The organism is Variovorax sp. GW821-FHT09B01, assembly GCF_059418345.1.
This window is the reverse complement of the sequence record NZ_JBWKPQ010000001.1, coordinates 257,907-272,350: the sequence shown is the minus strand read 5'-3', so window position 1 is coordinate 272,350 and position 14,444 is coordinate 257,907. Positions and strand designations below refer to the sequence as shown.

13 protein-coding genes and 1 pseudogene are annotated in these 14,444 nt (G+C 70.9%); 10 read left to right on the top strand and 4 right to left on the bottom strand.

Features of this window, described 5'->3' with window-relative positions:
- Window positions 1-280 precede the first annotated feature (280 nt).
- From AC07RV_RS01120 to AC07RV_RS01110, 3 genes are read left to right on the top strand one after another with little or no spacing between them, the layout of a single operon-like run.
- The gene (locus AC07RV_RS01120; protein WP_296783541.1) at window positions 281-754 is read left to right on the top strand and encodes a (2Fe-2S)-binding protein; all 474 of its coding nucleotides are present in this window, start codon (window positions 281-283) and stop codon (window positions 752-754) included.
- Between the two features lies 1 nt (window position 755).
- Window positions 756-2,942: a xanthine dehydrogenase family protein molybdopterin-binding subunit gene (locus tag AC07RV_RS01115; protein ID WP_296783545.1), complete on the top strand. Its 2,187-nt coding sequence runs from the start codon at window positions 756-758 to the stop codon at window positions 2,940-2,942.
- A 32-nt stretch (window positions 2,943-2,974) separates the two neighbouring features.
- On the top strand, window positions 2,975-3,379 hold the full coding sequence (locus AC07RV_RS01110) for a c-type cytochrome (RefSeq protein ID WP_296783548.1): 405 nt from the start codon (window positions 2,975-2,977) through the stop codon (window positions 3,377-3,379).
- Here AC07RV_RS01110 and AC07RV_RS01105 read toward each other — a convergent pair.
- Window positions 3,380-4,282, bottom strand: a pseudogene (locus AC07RV_RS01105) (LysR family transcriptional regulator).
- Between the two features lie 110 nt (window positions 4,283-4,392).
- On the opposite strand from AC07RV_RS01105, the gene AC07RV_RS01100 reads away from it, so the two are divergent.
- Window positions 4,393-5,133, top strand: coding sequence for an SDR family NAD(P)-dependent oxidoreductase (locus AC07RV_RS01100; protein WP_296783552.1), 741 nt, complete (start codon window positions 4,393-4,395; stop codon window positions 5,131-5,133).
- Here the strand turns inward: AC07RV_RS01100 and AC07RV_RS01095 are convergent.
- Window positions 5,130-5,984, bottom strand: a complete 855-nt coding sequence (locus AC07RV_RS01095) for a LysR family transcriptional regulator (RefSeq protein ID WP_296783554.1) — start codon at window positions 5,982-5,984, stop codon at window positions 5,130-5,132. The two genes, AC07RV_RS01100 and AC07RV_RS01095, sit on opposite strands and share 4 nt — an antisense overlap.
- A 109-nt stretch (window positions 5,985-6,093) precedes the next feature.
- Here AC07RV_RS01095 and AC07RV_RS01090 point away from each other — a divergent pair, with 109 nt between their 5' ends.
- A complete protein-coding gene (locus AC07RV_RS01090; protein ID WP_296783557.1) occupies window positions 6,094-7,098 on the top strand; it encodes a zinc-dependent alcohol dehydrogenase family protein in 1,005 nt (334 codons plus the stop codon).
- A gap of 16 nt (window positions 7,099-7,114) precedes the next feature.
- Here AC07RV_RS01090 and AC07RV_RS01085 read toward each other — a convergent pair whose 3' ends face one another.
- Window positions 7,115-7,408: a hypothetical protein gene (locus tag AC07RV_RS01085; protein WP_296783561.1), complete on the bottom strand. Its 294-nt coding sequence runs from the start codon at window positions 7,406-7,408 to the stop codon at window positions 7,115-7,117.
- Window positions 7,409-7,596: 188 nt separating this feature from the next.
- Between AC07RV_RS01085 and AC07RV_RS01080 the strand changes: the two genes are divergently transcribed.
- Window positions 7,597-8,562, top strand: coding sequence for a GlxA family transcriptional regulator (locus tag AC07RV_RS01080; RefSeq protein WP_209544347.1), 966 nt, complete (start codon window positions 7,597-7,599; stop codon window positions 8,560-8,562).
- Window positions 8,563-8,581: 19 nt separating this feature from the next.
- Here AC07RV_RS01080 and AC07RV_RS01075 read toward each other — a convergent pair whose 3' ends face one another.
- Entirely contained in the window at window positions 8,582-10,048 is a 1,467-nt protein-coding gene (locus tag AC07RV_RS01075) for an efflux transporter outer membrane subunit (RefSeq protein WP_296783566.1), read from the bottom strand.
- 141 nt (window positions 10,049-10,189) lie between these two features.
- On the opposite strand from AC07RV_RS01075, the gene AC07RV_RS01070 reads away from it, so the two are divergent.
- Genes AC07RV_RS01070 through AC07RV_RS01055 form a run of 4 tightly spaced genes read left to right on the top strand, consistent with a single transcriptional unit; the run spans window position 10,190 to window position 14,432 of the window.
- Complete coding sequence (locus tag AC07RV_RS01070; protein WP_296783568.1) at window positions 10,190-11,314, top strand: HlyD family secretion protein; 1,125 nt, start codon at window positions 10,190-10,192, stop codon at window positions 11,312-11,314.
- Complete coding sequence (locus AC07RV_RS01065; protein WP_296783571.1) at window positions 11,311-12,891, top strand: DHA2 family efflux MFS transporter permease subunit; 1,581 nt, start codon at window positions 11,311-11,313, stop codon at window positions 12,889-12,891. The genes AC07RV_RS01070 and AC07RV_RS01065 overlap by 4 nt, the downstream gene beginning before the upstream one ends.
- A gap of 46 nt (window positions 12,892-12,937) precedes the next feature.
- Window positions 12,938-13,435, top strand: a complete 498-nt coding sequence (locus tag AC07RV_RS01060; protein WP_444813605.1) for a winged helix-turn-helix transcriptional regulator — start codon at window positions 12,938-12,940, stop codon at window positions 13,433-13,435.
- Window positions 13,436-13,451: 16 nt separating this feature from the next.
- Window positions 13,452-14,432: a LysR family transcriptional regulator gene (locus tag AC07RV_RS01055; protein ID WP_296783573.1), complete on the top strand. Its 981-nt coding sequence runs from the start codon at window positions 13,452-13,454 to the stop codon at window positions 14,430-14,432.
- Window positions 14,433-14,444 lie beyond the last annotated feature (12 nt).

Sequence of the window (14,444 nt, the reverse complement as noted above, 5' to 3'; positions counted from 1 at the left end):
AACTCGGCACATCCGATTAAAAAGCACCATTAAAGAAACCAGGATCAAAAACGAGACCGGATTCTGGCGCGGTTCCGCAAGATCGATGCCAAGGGTTTTCGAGCGGTCGGGGCCGAGCGCTTTCGCGCTATTCGCGTGCGCTCGACGCGGGGTCGAACGGACCGGAGTCCGGCGGCCGATTGTTCAGTTTGGCTTCAAAGGCCTTAGCGACTTCGGGCCTGTGTGCCGGCGATGCGCGTCCCTAGACTTTGCGCACCCCAACATGCCCACGGACCGCACCATGCCCTTCACACTCCACATCAACGGCACCTCGCGCGAGGTCGATGTCGACGGCGACACGCCCTTGCTCTGGGTGCTGCGCGACGTGCTGGGCCTGTACGGCACCAAGTTCGGCTGCGGTGCCGGCCTGTGCGGCGCCTGCACCGTGCACCAGGACGGCGTCGCGATCCGCTCTTGCATCACGCCCGTCGAGTCGGTGGGCGCGCAGCGCATCACCACCATCGAAGGCATCGGCGCGACGGCGGTCGGCCAGGCGGTGCAGAAGACCTGGCTGGAACTGGACGTCGTGCAATGCGGCTACTGCCAGTCGGGCCAAATCATGTCGGCCACGGCACTGCTCGCGGCCACGCCGCGCCCCACGCCCGCGGACATCGTGGGCGGCATGTCGGGAAACATCTGCCGCTGCGGCACCTATGTGCGCATCCAGGCCGCGGTGCAGCGCGCCGCCACGCTGATCCCGATCAAGGCGGCCTGACATGAAGAACGACCGCATGCCCATGGCCGATGCCGCCTCCTCCCACGGCCTGACGCGCCGCGCCTTCGTCGCCACGGCGCTGGCCGCCGGCGGCGGGCTGGCGCTGACGGTGAGCCTGCCGCCGCTCGACGCCAAGGCCGCGGGCGCGCAGCCCGAGGCCTTCGCGCCCAATGCCGTGGTCCGCATCGGCACCGACGGCCTCGTCACGCTGGTGATGCCGCGCGTGGAGATGGGCCAGGGGATATACACCGCGGTCGCGCTGCTGATCGCGGAGGAGCTCGAGATCGATCCGCGCCGCGTTCGTCTTGAGCATGCGCCCGCCGACGAGACGCGCTATTCGAATCCGCTGACCGGCGGGCAGATCACGGGCGGCTCGACCTCGGTGCGCAGCACCTGGGAGCCGATGCGCCACGCCGGCGCCACGGCCAGGCTGCTGCTGGTCGAGGCGGCGGCGCGCCAGTGGAAGGTCGATGCGTCGACCTGCCGCGCCAGCGACGGCGCGGTGGAGCACGTGCCCACGCGCAGGAAGCTCGGCTATGGGCAGCTCGCCCATGCGGCCGCGGGCCTGCCCGTGCCCGCCGAGGTGCCGCTCAAGGACCTGGCGACGCTCAAGCGGATCGGCCAGCCGCTGCTGCGCCTGGACGGACCCGACAAGGTCAACGGCCGCGCGCGCTACGGCCTCGATGCCAGCGTCGCGGGCATGCGCATCGCCGCGATCGCCCACTGCCCGGTGATCGGCGGGCGCTTGGCGTCGGTCGACGACACCCGGGCCATGGCGGTCAAGGGCGTGCGGCAGGTCGTGCGCATCGACAACGCGGTCGCGGTGGTGGCCGACCACATGGGCGCGGCGCGCAAGGGCCTGGCCGCGCTCGAGATCCGCTGGGACGAAGGCACCAACGCGGACTACTCGACCGAGAAGCTGATCGCCGCGCTGGCCAACGCCTCGTCGCGCTCCGGCGCCGTGGCGCGCAAGGAAGGCGACACGGTGGCGGCCGCGCGCGGCACCGCGCGCACGGTCGATGCGGTCTACCAGCAGCCCCTGCTCGCGCATGCGCCGATGGAGCCGGTGAACTGCACCGTGCACGTGCGGCCCGATGCCTGCGAGCTCTGGGTCGGCACGCAGATGCCTGCGCGCGCGCAGGCCGCCGCGGCCGAACTCACGGGCCTGCCGATCGAACGCGTCGAGGTCTACAACCACCTGCTCGGCGGCGGCTTCGGCCGACGGCTGGACATCGACTTCGTGATCCAGGCCGTGAAGATCGCGAAACAGGTGAATGGCCCCGTCAAGGTGGTGTGGGCGCGCGAGGAGGACACGCAGCACAGCACCTTCCGCCCGTACCACTACAACCGGCTCAGCGCCTCGCTCGATGCGCGTGGCAGGCCGGTGGCATGGCATCACCGCGTGACCGCCTCCTCGATCCTCGCGCGCTGGGCACCGGCACGGTTCCAGAACGAGCTCGACGGCGATGCCATCCGCGACGCAGCCGGACCCTACGGCTTCGCGAACGTGCTGGTCGAGTACGTGCGCGAGGAACCGCCTGCGGGCATCACCACCGCCTTCTGGCGCGGCGTCGGCCACATGCAGAACGCCTTCCCGGTCGAATGCTTCGTCGACGAACTCGCGCACCTGGCGGGCAGCGATGCCATCGCCTACCGGCATGATCTGCTCGAGAAGCATCCGCGCGCGCGCCACGTGCTGGAACTGGTGGCGCGGAAGTCCGGCTGGGGTGGCGCCCTGCCCGCCGGCAAGGGCCGCGGCGTCGCGCCGACCTTCTGTTTCGGCAGCTACGCGGCCCAGGTGACGGAGGTGAGCGTCGATGCCGACGGCGCGGTGCGTGTCGATCGCGTAGTGATCGCGGTGGACTGCGGACGCCTGATCAGCCCCGACACCGTGGTCGCGCAGATGCAGGGCGGCACGGCCTTCGGACTGTCGGCGGTGCTCTACGGAAACATCTCGATCAAGGACGGGCGCGTCGAGCAAGGCAACTTCGACACCTATCGCGTGCTGCGCATGGACGAGATGCCCGTCATCGAGACGCACCTGGTGCCGAGCACCGAAACGCCGGGCGGCATCGGCGAGGTCGGCACCGTGCTGACCGCGCCCTCGGTCCTCAACGCCGTGTTCGCGGCGACCGGCAAGCGCATCCGCCGGCTGCCGTTCGCCGCGGAAGAACTCAAGCGGGCATGAAGCGCCGCGCCACCCACGATTGGAAATCCACGATGACAACGAACGAGCTCGGACCGAAGCTGATCGCCGCCTGCCTCGCGGCCCTGGGAGGGATCGGCGCGGCGCAGGCGCAGACCGTCGACCCCGGCGCCGGCGACCTGGCGCGCGGCAAGACCACCTTCGCCCGCTGCGCCGCCTGCCACTCGGTCACCGGCAGGGACGGCATCGGCCCGCACCTCGACGGCGCCTTCGGCCGCGTCGCGGGCAAGGCCGAGGGCTTTCGCTATTCGCCGGGCATGGCGGCCTCGACCCGGCCCTGGGACGTGCAGGGCCTCGAGGCCTTCCTCGCGGCGCCGACCCAGGCGGTGCCCGGCACCACCATGCCGCTGAACGTGCCCGGCGCGCAGGACCGCGCCGACCTGATCGCCTACCTGCGCTCGCTCGCCACGCCGCGCTGATCAGCGCCGCCGCGGGCCCGTGCGCTGCTGCATGAAGTCGATGAAGGCGCGCAGCTTGCGCGGCACGTGCATGCGGCTGGCGTGATAGAGGTGGAAGCCCGGGAAGCTGGGCCACCAAGGCTTGAGCAGGGGCACGAGCCGGCCGCTCGCGAGGTCGTCGTGCACCTGGGCCTCGAACACGCAGGCGATGCCGGCGCCGGCGCGCGCGGCGCTCAGCAAGACGTCCCCGTCGTTGGTGAGGATGGCGGCATCGACCTCCACCTCGAAGTCGCGGCCCTTGTTCGAATACTCCCAGCGGTAGACGCTGTTGCTCAGCCGGATGTTGATGCAGCGGTGCTGGCTCAGCTCCTCGGGCGTGCGCGGCGCCGCGCGTCCCTTCAGCTAGCTCGGCGCCGCGATGGTCGCGATGCGATGCGGGCCGCCGAGCGGCACGGCGACGACCTCCTGCGCGAGGTTCTCGCCGAGCCGGATGCCCGCGTCGAAGCCGCTGCCGATGAGGTCGACCAGCGCGTTGTCGCAATGCAGCTCGAGCTTGATGTCCGGATAGGCCTGCGCGAACGCGGCCAGGTGCGGCAGCAGCAGCAGCTCGAACGCGACGCGCGAGAGGTTGATGCGCAGCAGGCCGGCCGGCTTCTCGCGCACCTCGTTGACGCGCTCCACGGCGGCCGACAGCGCCGCCAGCGCGGGCGCCGCATCCTGCAGGAAGCTCTGGCCGATCTCCGTGACGCTGACGCGCCGCGTGGAGCGGTCGAGCAGCCGCACGCCGAGCCGTTTCTCGAGTGAGCGCAGCGTCTGCGACAGCGCCGAGGGTGACACGCCGAGCTCGGCCGCGGCGCGCGTGAAGCTGCCGTGATGCGCGACGCGGGCGAAGACCGCAATGAACGGGATGAGGTCGGGAGCCATCGCTTCATTATGAAGCTCGACTTCAAACCGCATCGACCCGATCCATATTTCAATTCAGCAATCGGCGGCCTATCGTCGGGTCCAACGCTTCACCATTCAAAGGATTCACCATGACCCATCTCGCAGGCAAGGTCGCCATCGTCACCGGCTCCTCGAAGGGCATCGGCGCGGGCATCGCCGAGCGCCTCGCACGCGACGGCGCCAGCGTCGTCGTCAACTACGCACGCAGCGAGAAGGAAGCGGCCGCCGTGGTCGACCGGATCACCGCCGCCGGCGGCCAGGCCGTGGCGGTGCAGGCCGACATCTCCCGGCCGGCACAGATCCAGTCGCTGGTCGATGCCACGCTGGCGCGCTTCGGCAGGCTCGACATCCTCGTGAACAACGCCGGTACCTACAGGCTGGATTCGCTCGACACGATCACGCCCGAGAGCATCGCCGAGCACTTCGACCTGAACGTGCGCGGCCTGCTGCTGATGACGCAGGCCGCCGCGCGCGTGCTGCCCAGCGGCGGCACGGTGGTCAACATCAGCTCGGGCGTGGCCACCAGCCCCTCGCCGCAGGCACACGTCTATTGCGCGACCAAGGGCGCCGTCGACGTGCTGACCCGCAGCCTCGGTATGGAGCTCGGTCCGCGCCACATCCGCGTGGTGGGCATCGCGCCCGGCTTCGTCCTCACCGAGGGCAACGCGGCCGGTGCCGAGGCCTATTCGGCCCACTTCGTGCCGAAGACGCCGCTGGGCCGCGCCGGCCAGCCGCGGGACATCGCCGGGGCGGTGTCCTTCGCCGTCTCCGAGGATGCGGGCTGGGTCACGGGCTGCACCATCGACGTCGCGGGCGGGATGGTTTTCTAGCTCGCGGACAGGCGTTCCACCGTCGCGTCGACCAGGGCCCGCAACCGCCCGAGGCGGCGCAGGTCGCGGTGGAACCCGACCCAGACGTCGCGCCCCGGCGGCAGTCCGCCCAGATCGACGACCTCGAGCGCCGCGCAGGCATCGCCCAACGGCGCGGGCAGCACGGCCAGGCCCACGCCCGCGGCGCACATCCGGGCCTGCGCCTCGCGGCTGTTGCTGCCGAAGGCCACGCGCGCCTTCGGCAGCTTCTTGCGCAGCCAGGCCGCATCGGGAAAGTCCTGGTACGCGCTGTCGAGCGTGATCAGCGGCACGCCCTGGCCATCGCTTCGCACCGGATGCGCCGTGCCCTTCGCGCGGTAGACGCGGTAGGCGACGTGCACGGCCTTGCGCTGCACCACGTCCGCTTCGTCGAAGGGCTGGATGCGGAACACCAGGTCCGCCTCGCGCCGCGCGAGGCTGAACAGGCGCGCATCGGTGATCAGCTCGATGTTGACCAGCGGGTGCTGTTGCACGAACTCCGCGAACACGGGCGTGAGGATGTGCACGCCGAACCAGTCCGACGACGACACGCGCAACTGGCCCTCGAGCTGCTGCGCCTGGCCGGCCAGCCGGCGCTCGAAGGCCAGCGCCTCCTCTTCCATCCGCTCCGAATGCGCGAGCACCGCGGCCCCTTCGTCGGTCAGCACGAAGCCGTCCTTGCCGCGCTGGAACAGCGCCTGCCCGACCTCGCGCTCGAGCACGCGCAGCCGGCGCCCCATGGTCGGCTGCGACTGGCCGGTGAGGCGCGCGGCGCCGCCCAGCGAACCGGCCCTGGCCACCGCCAGGAAGATCTTCACGTCGCTCCAGTCCATGGTCTTCAACCCATCAAAAATGAATGGATGTGATGCAGTTCTGTGAGTTTACGTTCAGTTTTGAAGATCGAACAATGGACGCCTCTTCAAGCCACACAAGGAGTTCTCCATGTCGAAAGACGATTCGATGCGCGCACTGATGGTGCGCGAAGCCGGCGGCCGCTTCGAGGCCGTCCGGGTGCCCCGCCCCGTACCGCGCGAAGGCGAGGTGCTGGTGCGCATCCATGCGAGCGGCGTCAATCCGCTCGACTCCAAGATCCGTGCCGGCGCCGCGGCCCATGCGCGCCATCCGCTGCCCGCGATCCTCGGCATGGACCTCGCCGGCGTGGTCGAGCAGGTCGGCCCCGGCGTCACGGCCCTCCGCGTCGGCGACGAGGTGTACGGCCTCACCGGCGGCGTCGGCGGGCTGCAGGGCTCGCTGGCCGAGTTCGCCGCGGTCGATGCCGACCTGCTCGCGCCCAAGCCCGCCAACCTCTCGATGCGCGAGGCCGCGGCCCTGCCGCTGGTCGTGATCACGGCGTGGGAAGGCCTGGTCGACCGCGCGCGCACCCAGGCCGGGCAAAAGGTGCTGGTGCATGGCGGCGCCGGCGGCGTCGGCCATGTGGCAGTGCAGATCGCCGTCGCGCTCGGCGCGCAGGTGTATGCCACCGGCCTGCCCGTCCAGGCCGAGACCATCCGCGGCTTCGATGCCACGCCGATCGACTACACGAGCACGACGGTCGAGCAGTACGTGGCGGCCCACACCGGCGGCGCAGGCTTCGACGTGGTCTACGACACCGTGGGCGGCGCCACGCTCGACGCCTCGTTCGGCGCGGCGCGCCAGTACGGCGGCCATGTCGTCAGTTGCCTCGGCTGGGGCACCCACAAGCTGGCGCCGCTGTCCTTTCGCGCGGCCACCTACTCGGGCGTCTTCACCCTGCTGCCGATGCTCAGCGGCAAGGGACGCGCCAACCACGGCCACATCCTGCGCGAAGCCGCGAAGCTGGTCGAGGCCGGCCGGCTGCTGCCGCTGATGGATGCGCGCCGCTTCGACTTCGACGCGGCCATGCAGGCCCATGAAGAAGTCGAGGCGGGACGCGCGAAGGGAAAGATCGTGGTCGAGATCGGCGGATAGAAGGAGCCGGGGTGGCTCAGCGGCCCTGGAGCAGCAGGCCCAGCGGCGCGAGCGGGCCGACCGGCATGAACTCGTACTGCGCGAAGCCGCCCGTCACGAGCGGCAGCGCATCGATCGCGGCCTTGGCCTGCACGACGGATTCGGCGCTCATGAGGAACACGACGCCGGGCTTGTCGCTGCGGTACCAGTGCTGCTCGATCCTGCCGTCGAGGTAGAGCTGCAGGGTATCGGGCACCTCCTTCGACATGACCTGCTGGCGTTGCTCGGGCGAGAGCGGCTTGACGATGGTTCCGATGGCGAGAACTTTCATGATGGAGTCCTGATGCAATTGCGTTGCGTTGTTGAGGAAGACCGAGGTTAGGTGCCGGCGCGAGAAAACCGAACAGGCGCGAACGACAACTTCACGGTCATTTCCGCCAACCTGGCCGAAGGGTTTCCGCCCCGCTTGCGCGCCGAATGCCTATAGTCGCAAGCGACGTCTTTCCCGCCATTTCCGCCATGCACATCTTCCTGCTCGCCCTCGACGGCGTGTTCGACACCGGCCTCACCGTGATGCTCGACGCCCTCGGTCTCGCCAACAAGTTCGCGGCCCGCGAGATGGGCGGGTCACTGTCCTTCGAGGTGACGATCGTGGGCATGCGCCGGCGCGTGCGCTCGGGCCAGGGCTTCGCGATTCCCGTGAAGCCGCCACCGCCGGGCCTGCGGCCCGACTGGGTGGTGGTGCCCGCGCTGAACACCTCGACACCCGAATCGCTGGTGCCCGCGCTCGCGCGGCCCGACGTGCGCCAGGCCAAGGCCCAGCTGCGCACCTGGCATGCACAGGGCGCACGGATCGCGGCCTCGTGCATCGGGACCTTCCTGCTCGCCGATGCCGGCCTGCTCGACGGCGGCCAGGCGACCACGACCTGGTGGCTGGGCCCGCTGTTCCGCCAGCGCTATCCCAAGGTTTCCCTCGACGAATCGCGCATGCTGGTGCCCTCGGGCCGGGTGGTGACGGCCGGCGCGGCCATGGGCCACCTCGATCTCGCGCTGTGGCTGATCCAGCAGGCCAGCCCCGACCTCGCGGCCATGGTCTCGCGCTACCTGCTCGCGGACCTGCGCTCCTCGCAGGCACCGTACATCGTGCCCCACCATCTCGCGCAGGCCGACCCCGCGATCCTGCGCTTCGAACGCTGGGCGCGCGACAACCTCAAGCAGGGCTTCTCGCTCGACACCGCGGCGCGGGCGCTCGCGACCAGTCCGCGCACGCTGCAGCGGCGCTGCCAGGCCGTGCTCGGCAAGTCGCCGCTGGCCTACATCCAGGACCTGCGGATAGAGCGCGCCCGCTCGCTGGTGCACGGCAGCGACCTCGACCTCGAGGCCATCGCGGCCGAGGTCGGCTATGCCGATGGCTCCACGCTCGGCGCGCTGCTGCGCGAGCGCCTGGGCCGCGGCGTGCGCGAGTTGCGCGCCGACCTGCTCTGAAGTCCGCGGAACAGAGGCGCTACCAGCCGCCGCCCAGGGCGCGGAAGGTGGCGACCGCGGCACGGCCGCTGTCGGACTGCACGCGCACCAGCCGGTCGCGCGCGGCGAGCAGTTGCCGATCCTGCTCGAGCAATTCGAGCAGGCTCACCGCGCCGCCCGCGTAGGCCTGCTGCGTGGCGCCGCGCGCGCGCACATCGGCATCGACCTCCTGCAGCAGCGCAAGGCGCTCGGCATCGAGCTGCCCTTGCCGGATCAGCGCGTTCTCGACGTCCTCGGTGGCGCGCAGCAGCGATTGCCGGTAGCGCGCCAGCGCTTCGGCCTTCGCGCCCTCGGCCTTCGCCACCTCCGCGTCGACACGGCCGAAATCGAACAGCCGCCAATGCAGGCCGACCGCGGCCAGCGGCTGGAAATTGGCCGACGACGGCGTCGCCGTGCGCAGGCTCTCGAAGCCCAGCAGCGCCGACAGCGAGACGCTCGGGTAGTACTCGGCCGTTGCCACGCCGATGCGGGCGCTGGAGGCGGCGAGGCGCCGTTCGGCGGCGATCACGTCGGGGCGCCGGCGCAGCAGCTCGGCCGGCGTGAGCGCCGTCGCCAGCGCGGGCAGCACCACGCGGGCGGCGGGCGTCGCGAGTTCGGCCGCATGGGTGCCGGGCGTGGCGGCCATCAGCACGTCGAGGCGGTTGAGTTGCGTGTCGCGCTCGGCCTGCAGCGCGGGCAAGGTGCCCTCGACCTGCGCCACCCGCGCCTCGGCCTGGGCGCGCTCGCGAGCGGTCGACATGCCCTGGCTCAGGCGCATGCGCACCAGGCTCAGCAGTTCGCGGTCGGTATCGAGCTGCGACTGCGCGACCGCGAGGCGGGCCTGCGCGGCGCGCACGCGGAAGTAGGCATCGGCGGCCTCCGCGGCGATCGAGATGCGCACGCCCGCGTGCTCGGCCTCGGCCGCCTGCGCTTCGGCCGCAAAGGCCTCGGCGCCGCGGCGCAGGCCGCCCGCGAGGTCGAGCTCCCAGCTGGCGCCGATGCCGCTGTCGTAGAGCGAGGCATCGCGCTGGTAGCCGGGGTGCGCGCTGGCCAGCGCGCCGAGCGGGCTTTCGAGCGACTGGCGCTGCCTCGCGGCCTGCGCATCGGCGGCGATGGCCGGGCGCTCCGAGGCCACCGCGCGCTGCGCCGCGGCACGCGCCTGCGCGACGCGCGCGAACGATGCGGCGAGGTCGAGGTTCTGCGCGAGCGCGCGTTCGACGATGCGCTCGAGCACCGGATCGCCGAAGCCCTTCCACCAGGCCTCCAGCTGCACCTCGGGTGCGGGCGACGGCAGCGCGGCGTGCTGGAAGCGCTCGGGCATCGCGGATTCGGGCTTCGCGTAGTCCGGGCCGACGGCACACGCGGCGACACCGAGCGAGGCGATGGCGATGCCGACGTGCAACCGGCGGAAGCCGGGCCAGCGCAGGCGGCGGGGCGGTATCGGCAACAGGGTCTGGCGGAGGTTCATGGAGGTTCCTTGGCGGCGGGATTCGAAGGTCGATCGGTCAGTTACTTGCACGATGCAAGTCGCAACTGTATAGTAACTTGCATATTGCAATCCACATGGATGCAAGCCACCCGATTCCCATCCGACCAAGGAAAACAACACATGACGGACTCCTCCGTTGAAAAGGCCCCGGCAGGAATTCCGCGGCACCGGCGCCCGCATGGGCGCAGCCTCGTCGCGAGCTGCGCGGCCATCGCCGTGGTGCTGGCCGCGGCCGTCTATGGCTGGCACTGGTGGCACGGCGGACGCTTCGTCGAACGCACCGACGACGCCTACGTGGGCGGCGACATCACCGTCGTCAGCCCCAAGGTGCCCGGCTACATCGTCAGCGCCGCGGCCACCGACAACCAGGCGGTGCATGCGGGCGACCTGCTCGTGAAGCTCGACGACCGCGACTACCGCGCCGCCCTCGACAAGGCCGAGGCCACGGTCGCGAGCCAGGAGGCCGTGCTGGCCAACCTGCTCGCCACGCGCAGCCTGCAGCAGGCCGTGATCGCGCAGGCCGAGGCGAGCGTGAACGCCGCCGCGGCCGAGACGCTGCGCGCGCGCGACGATGCCCAGCGGCTGCAGAACCTCTCGGCCACCGCGGCCGTGTCGGTGCAGAGCGCGCAGAAGGCCGAGGCCGACTACAAGCAGGCCGTGGCCAACGGCCAGAAGGCGCAGGCGAGCAAGCTGGCCGCCGAGCGCGAGCTCGACGTGATCGCCACCCGCCGCCAGCAGGCGCAGGCCGCGCTCGCGCAGGCCACGGCCGAGCGCGACATCGCGCGGCTCAACCTCGGCTACACCGAGCTGCGCGCGCCCATCGACGGCACGGTCGGCAACCGCAATGCGCGCAACGGCGCCTTCGCGGCGGCCGGCGCGCACATGATGTCGATCGTGCCGGCGCGCGGCCTGTGGATCGACGCCAACTTCAAGGAAAGCCAGCTCGCGCGCTTCCGGCCCGGCATGCCCGCCATCGTCGAGGCCGATGCCGTGCCGGGGCGCCGCTTCCACGGCCACGTGGCGAGCCTCTCGCCGGCCACCGGCGCGCAGTTCAGCGTGCTGCCGCCCGAAAACGCGACCGGCAACTTCACCAAGATCGTGCAGCGCGTGCCGGTGCGCATCGTGCTCGACGACGCCGACGGCGTGCTCGGCTTGCTGCGCCCCGGCCTGTCGGTCACGGCCGAGGTCGATGCGCGCGACGTGCAGCTCGCGAACGCACGCACGGGCACGGCAGGCGAACCATGAGCCAGCCCGCCTCGGGGATCGTCGACCCCGCCGGCATGACCACCTCCGCCAAGGCCCTGGCCTTCGCGGCGATGTGCGTGGGCATGTTCATCGCGCTGATCGACATCCAGATCGTCTCGGCATCGCTGCGCGAGATCGGCGGCGGCCTGTCGGCCGGCACCGACGAGACGGTCTGGGTCCAGACCAGCTACCTGATCGCCGAGATCATCGTGATCCCGATGTCGGGCTGGCTGTCGCGCGTACTGTCCACGCGCTGGCTGTTCGCCGTCTCGGCCGCGGGCTTCACGCTCACCAGCCTCCTGTGCGGCATCGCCTGGAACATCCAGAGCATGATCGCCTTCCGCGCGCTGCAGGGCTTCCTCGGCGGCTCGATGATCCCGCTGGTCTTCACCACCGCCTTCGCCTTCTTCCAGGGCAAGCAGCGCGTCTTCGCGGCCGCCATCATCGGCGCCATCGCCTCGCTGGCGCCCACGCTCGGGCCCTCGGTCGGCGGCTGGATCACCGACAGCTACTCGTGGCACTGGCTGTTCTTCGTCAACCTCGTACCCGGCATCTTCGTCACCATCGCCGTGCCGCTGCTGGTGAAAATCGACCGCCACGACTGGTCGCTGCTGCGCAACGCCGACTACCTGGGCATGGTGCTGATGGCGCTGTTCCTCGGCTGCCTCGAGTACACGCTCGAGGAGGGACCGCGCCTCGACTGGTTCGGCGACCCCGCGATCGCGGGCGCCGCCTGGGTCTCGGGCGCGGCCGGCGTGCTGTTCGTCTGGCGCTCGATGACCTACGCGCACCCGGTGGTCGACCTGCGCGCGCTGAAGGACCGCAACTTCGCGCTCGGCTGCCTGTTCTCGTTCATCACGGGCATCGGCATCTTCGCCACCATCTACCTGACGCCGCTGTTCCTCGGCCGCGTGCGCGGCTTCAGCGCGCTGCAGATCGGCCTGGCCGTGTTCTCGACCGGCGTGTTCCAGATCCTGGCCATTCCCGTCTATGCCTTCTTCGCCAACCGCGTCGACCTGCGCTGGCTGATGATGTTCGGGCTGGCCTGCTTCGCGCTGTCGATGTGGCAGTTCACGCCGATCACGCACGACTGGGGCCCGGCCGAGCTGCTGCTGCCGCAGGCGCTGCGCGGCATCGGCCAGCAGTTCGCGGTGCCGCCCGCGGTCACGCTCACGCTCGGCGGCCTCGCGATGAACCGGCTCAAGCTCGCCTCGGGGCTGTTCAACCTGATGCGCAACCTCGGCGGCGCGCTCGGCATCGCGGCCTGCGCCACGCTGCTCAACGACCGCACCAACCTGCACTTCTACCGGCTGGCCGAGCACCTCACGCGCAGCAACGAGGCCACCACCGCGCTGCTCGACGGCGTGGGCAGCCGGCTGCAGGGCGCCACCGACCAGCTGGTGGGCGCCTCGGCCGCGCTGCGCCAGCTGTGGAACCTGACCTTCCGCGAGGCCCTGACGCTGACCTTTTCCGACGTTTTCTTTGGCATCATGGTCTGCTTCATCATCGCCACCGCGATGGTGCCGCTCATGCGCAAGGTCGGGCCGCCGAAGGCACCGTCCGCCGACGCGCACTGAGTCCCGCCGACTTCCGCGCCACCGACGTTTCCAAGAAGAGCCGCCCATGACCCCGAAGACCCCCACGCCCATAAGCCCCGAGCAGCGGATGAAGTACTGCCCCATCGTGCGCAGCCTCGAGCGCGTGGGCGAGCGGTGGAGCATCCTGATCCTGCGCGACGCCTTCTACGGCATCACGCGCTTCGACGACTTCGTCAACAGCCTGCAGATCGCGCCCAACATGCTGACGCGCCGGCTCAACTCGCTGGTCGAGGACGGCCTGCTCGAGAAGCGCCAGTACAGCGAGCGCCCGCCGCGCTACGAGTACTGCCTCACGCCGCTGGGCCGCGACTTCCGGCCGGTGCTGCTCTCGCTCGTGACCTGGGGCAACCGGCACTTCGCCACCGAGGGCAAGAGCGTGGTGCTGCAGGAGAAGGAAACGGGCCGGCAGATCGATCCCGTGCTGGTCGACCGCGCGAGCGGCGAGCCCATCACCGAGACCACGCACGTGCTGGTGCAGCGGCGCCCGGCCGCGCGCACGGCCGGCGCCGCCAAGGCGTCCTGAACGGAGCAGGGATTCGATGGACGGTCTCGAGCACCTGCGCACCTTCCTCGAGGTCGCCAAGCGCGGCAGCTTCTCGCGCGCCGCCGACATGCTGGGCATCTCGAAGGCCAGCGCCAGCAAGCATGTCGCACAGCTGGAGGCCAGCTTCAGCGTGCGGCTGTTCAACCGCTCGACGCGTTCGGTCACGCTGACCGACGCGGGCCGGCTGCTGCGCGAGCGCAGCATGCCGCTGATGGAGATGGTCGAGGACACACAGAACGAGCTGCAGGCCCATGGTGCGCGCCCGAGCGGGCGGCTGCGCGTGGCGGCACCGCACGGCCTCGTGCAGACCGACTTCCCCGGCCTGCTCGGCGAGTTCATCACCCTGCATCCCGACGTCCACATCGACCTGCACCTGAGCAACCGCGTGATCGACCTGGTCGAGGAAGGCGTGGACGTCGCCCTGCGCGTGGGCCGCATCGGCGACGAGAACCTGATCGTGCGCAAGCTGCGCCCGATGGCGCTGGTGCTGTGCGCCACACCCGGCTACTGGGCCCGGCGCGGCATGCCGCGGGTGCCCGACGACATGCGCCGCCACGAAGTGCTCGCCTACTCGGCCGGCGGCGGCCCCGCGCACCTGCCGTTCGAGGTCGACGGCAAGCCCCACAGCGTGCCGGTGAACGCACGCATGGACGCCAACGATGCGGCGGCCCTGATCGCCGCGGCGCTCGCGGGCGTCGGCGCCGTCTGCGTGCCCGCGCTGCTCGCGCAGCCGCACATCGACGGCGGCCGGCTCGTGCCCGTGCTCGAGGACTTCATGCCCAGCGACCTCTGGCTGTTCGCGGCCTACACACAGCGCCGCCACAACAGCGCGGCGCTGCGCGCGCTGCTCGACCTGCTGGAGGCGCGCATGCAGACGGCGAGCGCGGCGCCGCCGAAGGCCGCGCCGGCGAGCCGCCAGCGCGCCGGTTCGCACTGGCATCCGTTCCAGGCGCTCGGGCACGCGCAACCCGCCTGAGCCCGGGCCCGG

What these genes read in the sequence shown, in the direction of transcription:
- AC07RV_RS01095 (WP_296783554.1), bottom strand. Translation starts at nt 5,984, where the DNA reads ATGGACTGGAGCGACGTGAAGATCTTCCTGGCGGTGGCCAGGGCCGGT.
- AC07RV_RS01100 (WP_296783552.1), top strand. Translation starts at nt 4,393, where the DNA reads ATGACCCATCTCGCAGGCAAGGTCGCCATCGTCACCGGCTCCTCGAAG.
- AC07RV_RS01120 (WP_296783541.1), top strand. Translation starts at nt 281, where the DNA reads ATGCCCTTCACACTCCACATCAACGGCACCTCGCGCGAGGTCGATGTC.
- AC07RV_RS01090 (WP_296783557.1), top strand. Translation starts at nt 6,094, where the DNA reads ATGTCGAAAGACGATTCGATGCGCGCACTGATGGTGCGCGAAGCCGGC.
- AC07RV_RS01115 (WP_296783545.1), top strand. Translation starts at nt 756, where the DNA reads ATGAAGAACGACCGCATGCCCATGGCCGATGCCGCCTCCTCCCACGGC.
- AC07RV_RS01085 (WP_296783561.1), bottom strand. Translation starts at nt 7,408, where the DNA reads ATGAAAGTTCTCGCCATCGGAACCATCGTCAAGCCGCTCTCGCCCGAG.
- AC07RV_RS01055 (WP_296783573.1), top strand. Translation starts at nt 13,452, where the DNA reads ATGGACGGTCTCGAGCACCTGCGCACCTTCCTCGAGGTCGCCAAGCGC.
- AC07RV_RS01070 (WP_296783568.1), top strand. Translation starts at nt 10,190, where the DNA reads ATGACGGACTCCTCCGTTGAAAAGGCCCCGGCAGGAATTCCGCGGCAC.
- AC07RV_RS01080 (WP_209544347.1), top strand. Translation starts at nt 7,597, where the DNA reads ATGCACATCTTCCTGCTCGCCCTCGACGGCGTGTTCGACACCGGCCTC.
- AC07RV_RS01075 (WP_296783566.1), bottom strand. Translation starts at nt 10,048, where the DNA reads ATGAACCTCCGCCAGACCCTGTTGCCGATACCGCCCCGCCGCCTGCGC.
- AC07RV_RS01110 (WP_296783548.1), top strand. Translation starts at nt 2,975, where the DNA reads ATGACAACGAACGAGCTCGGACCGAAGCTGATCGCCGCCTGCCTCGCG.
- AC07RV_RS01065 (WP_296783571.1), top strand. Translation starts at nt 11,311, where the DNA reads ATGAGCCAGCCCGCCTCGGGGATCGTCGACCCCGCCGGCATGACCACC.
- AC07RV_RS01060 (WP_444813605.1), top strand. Translation starts at nt 12,938, where the DNA reads ATGACCCCGAAGACCCCCACGCCCATAAGCCCCGAGCAGCGGATGAAG.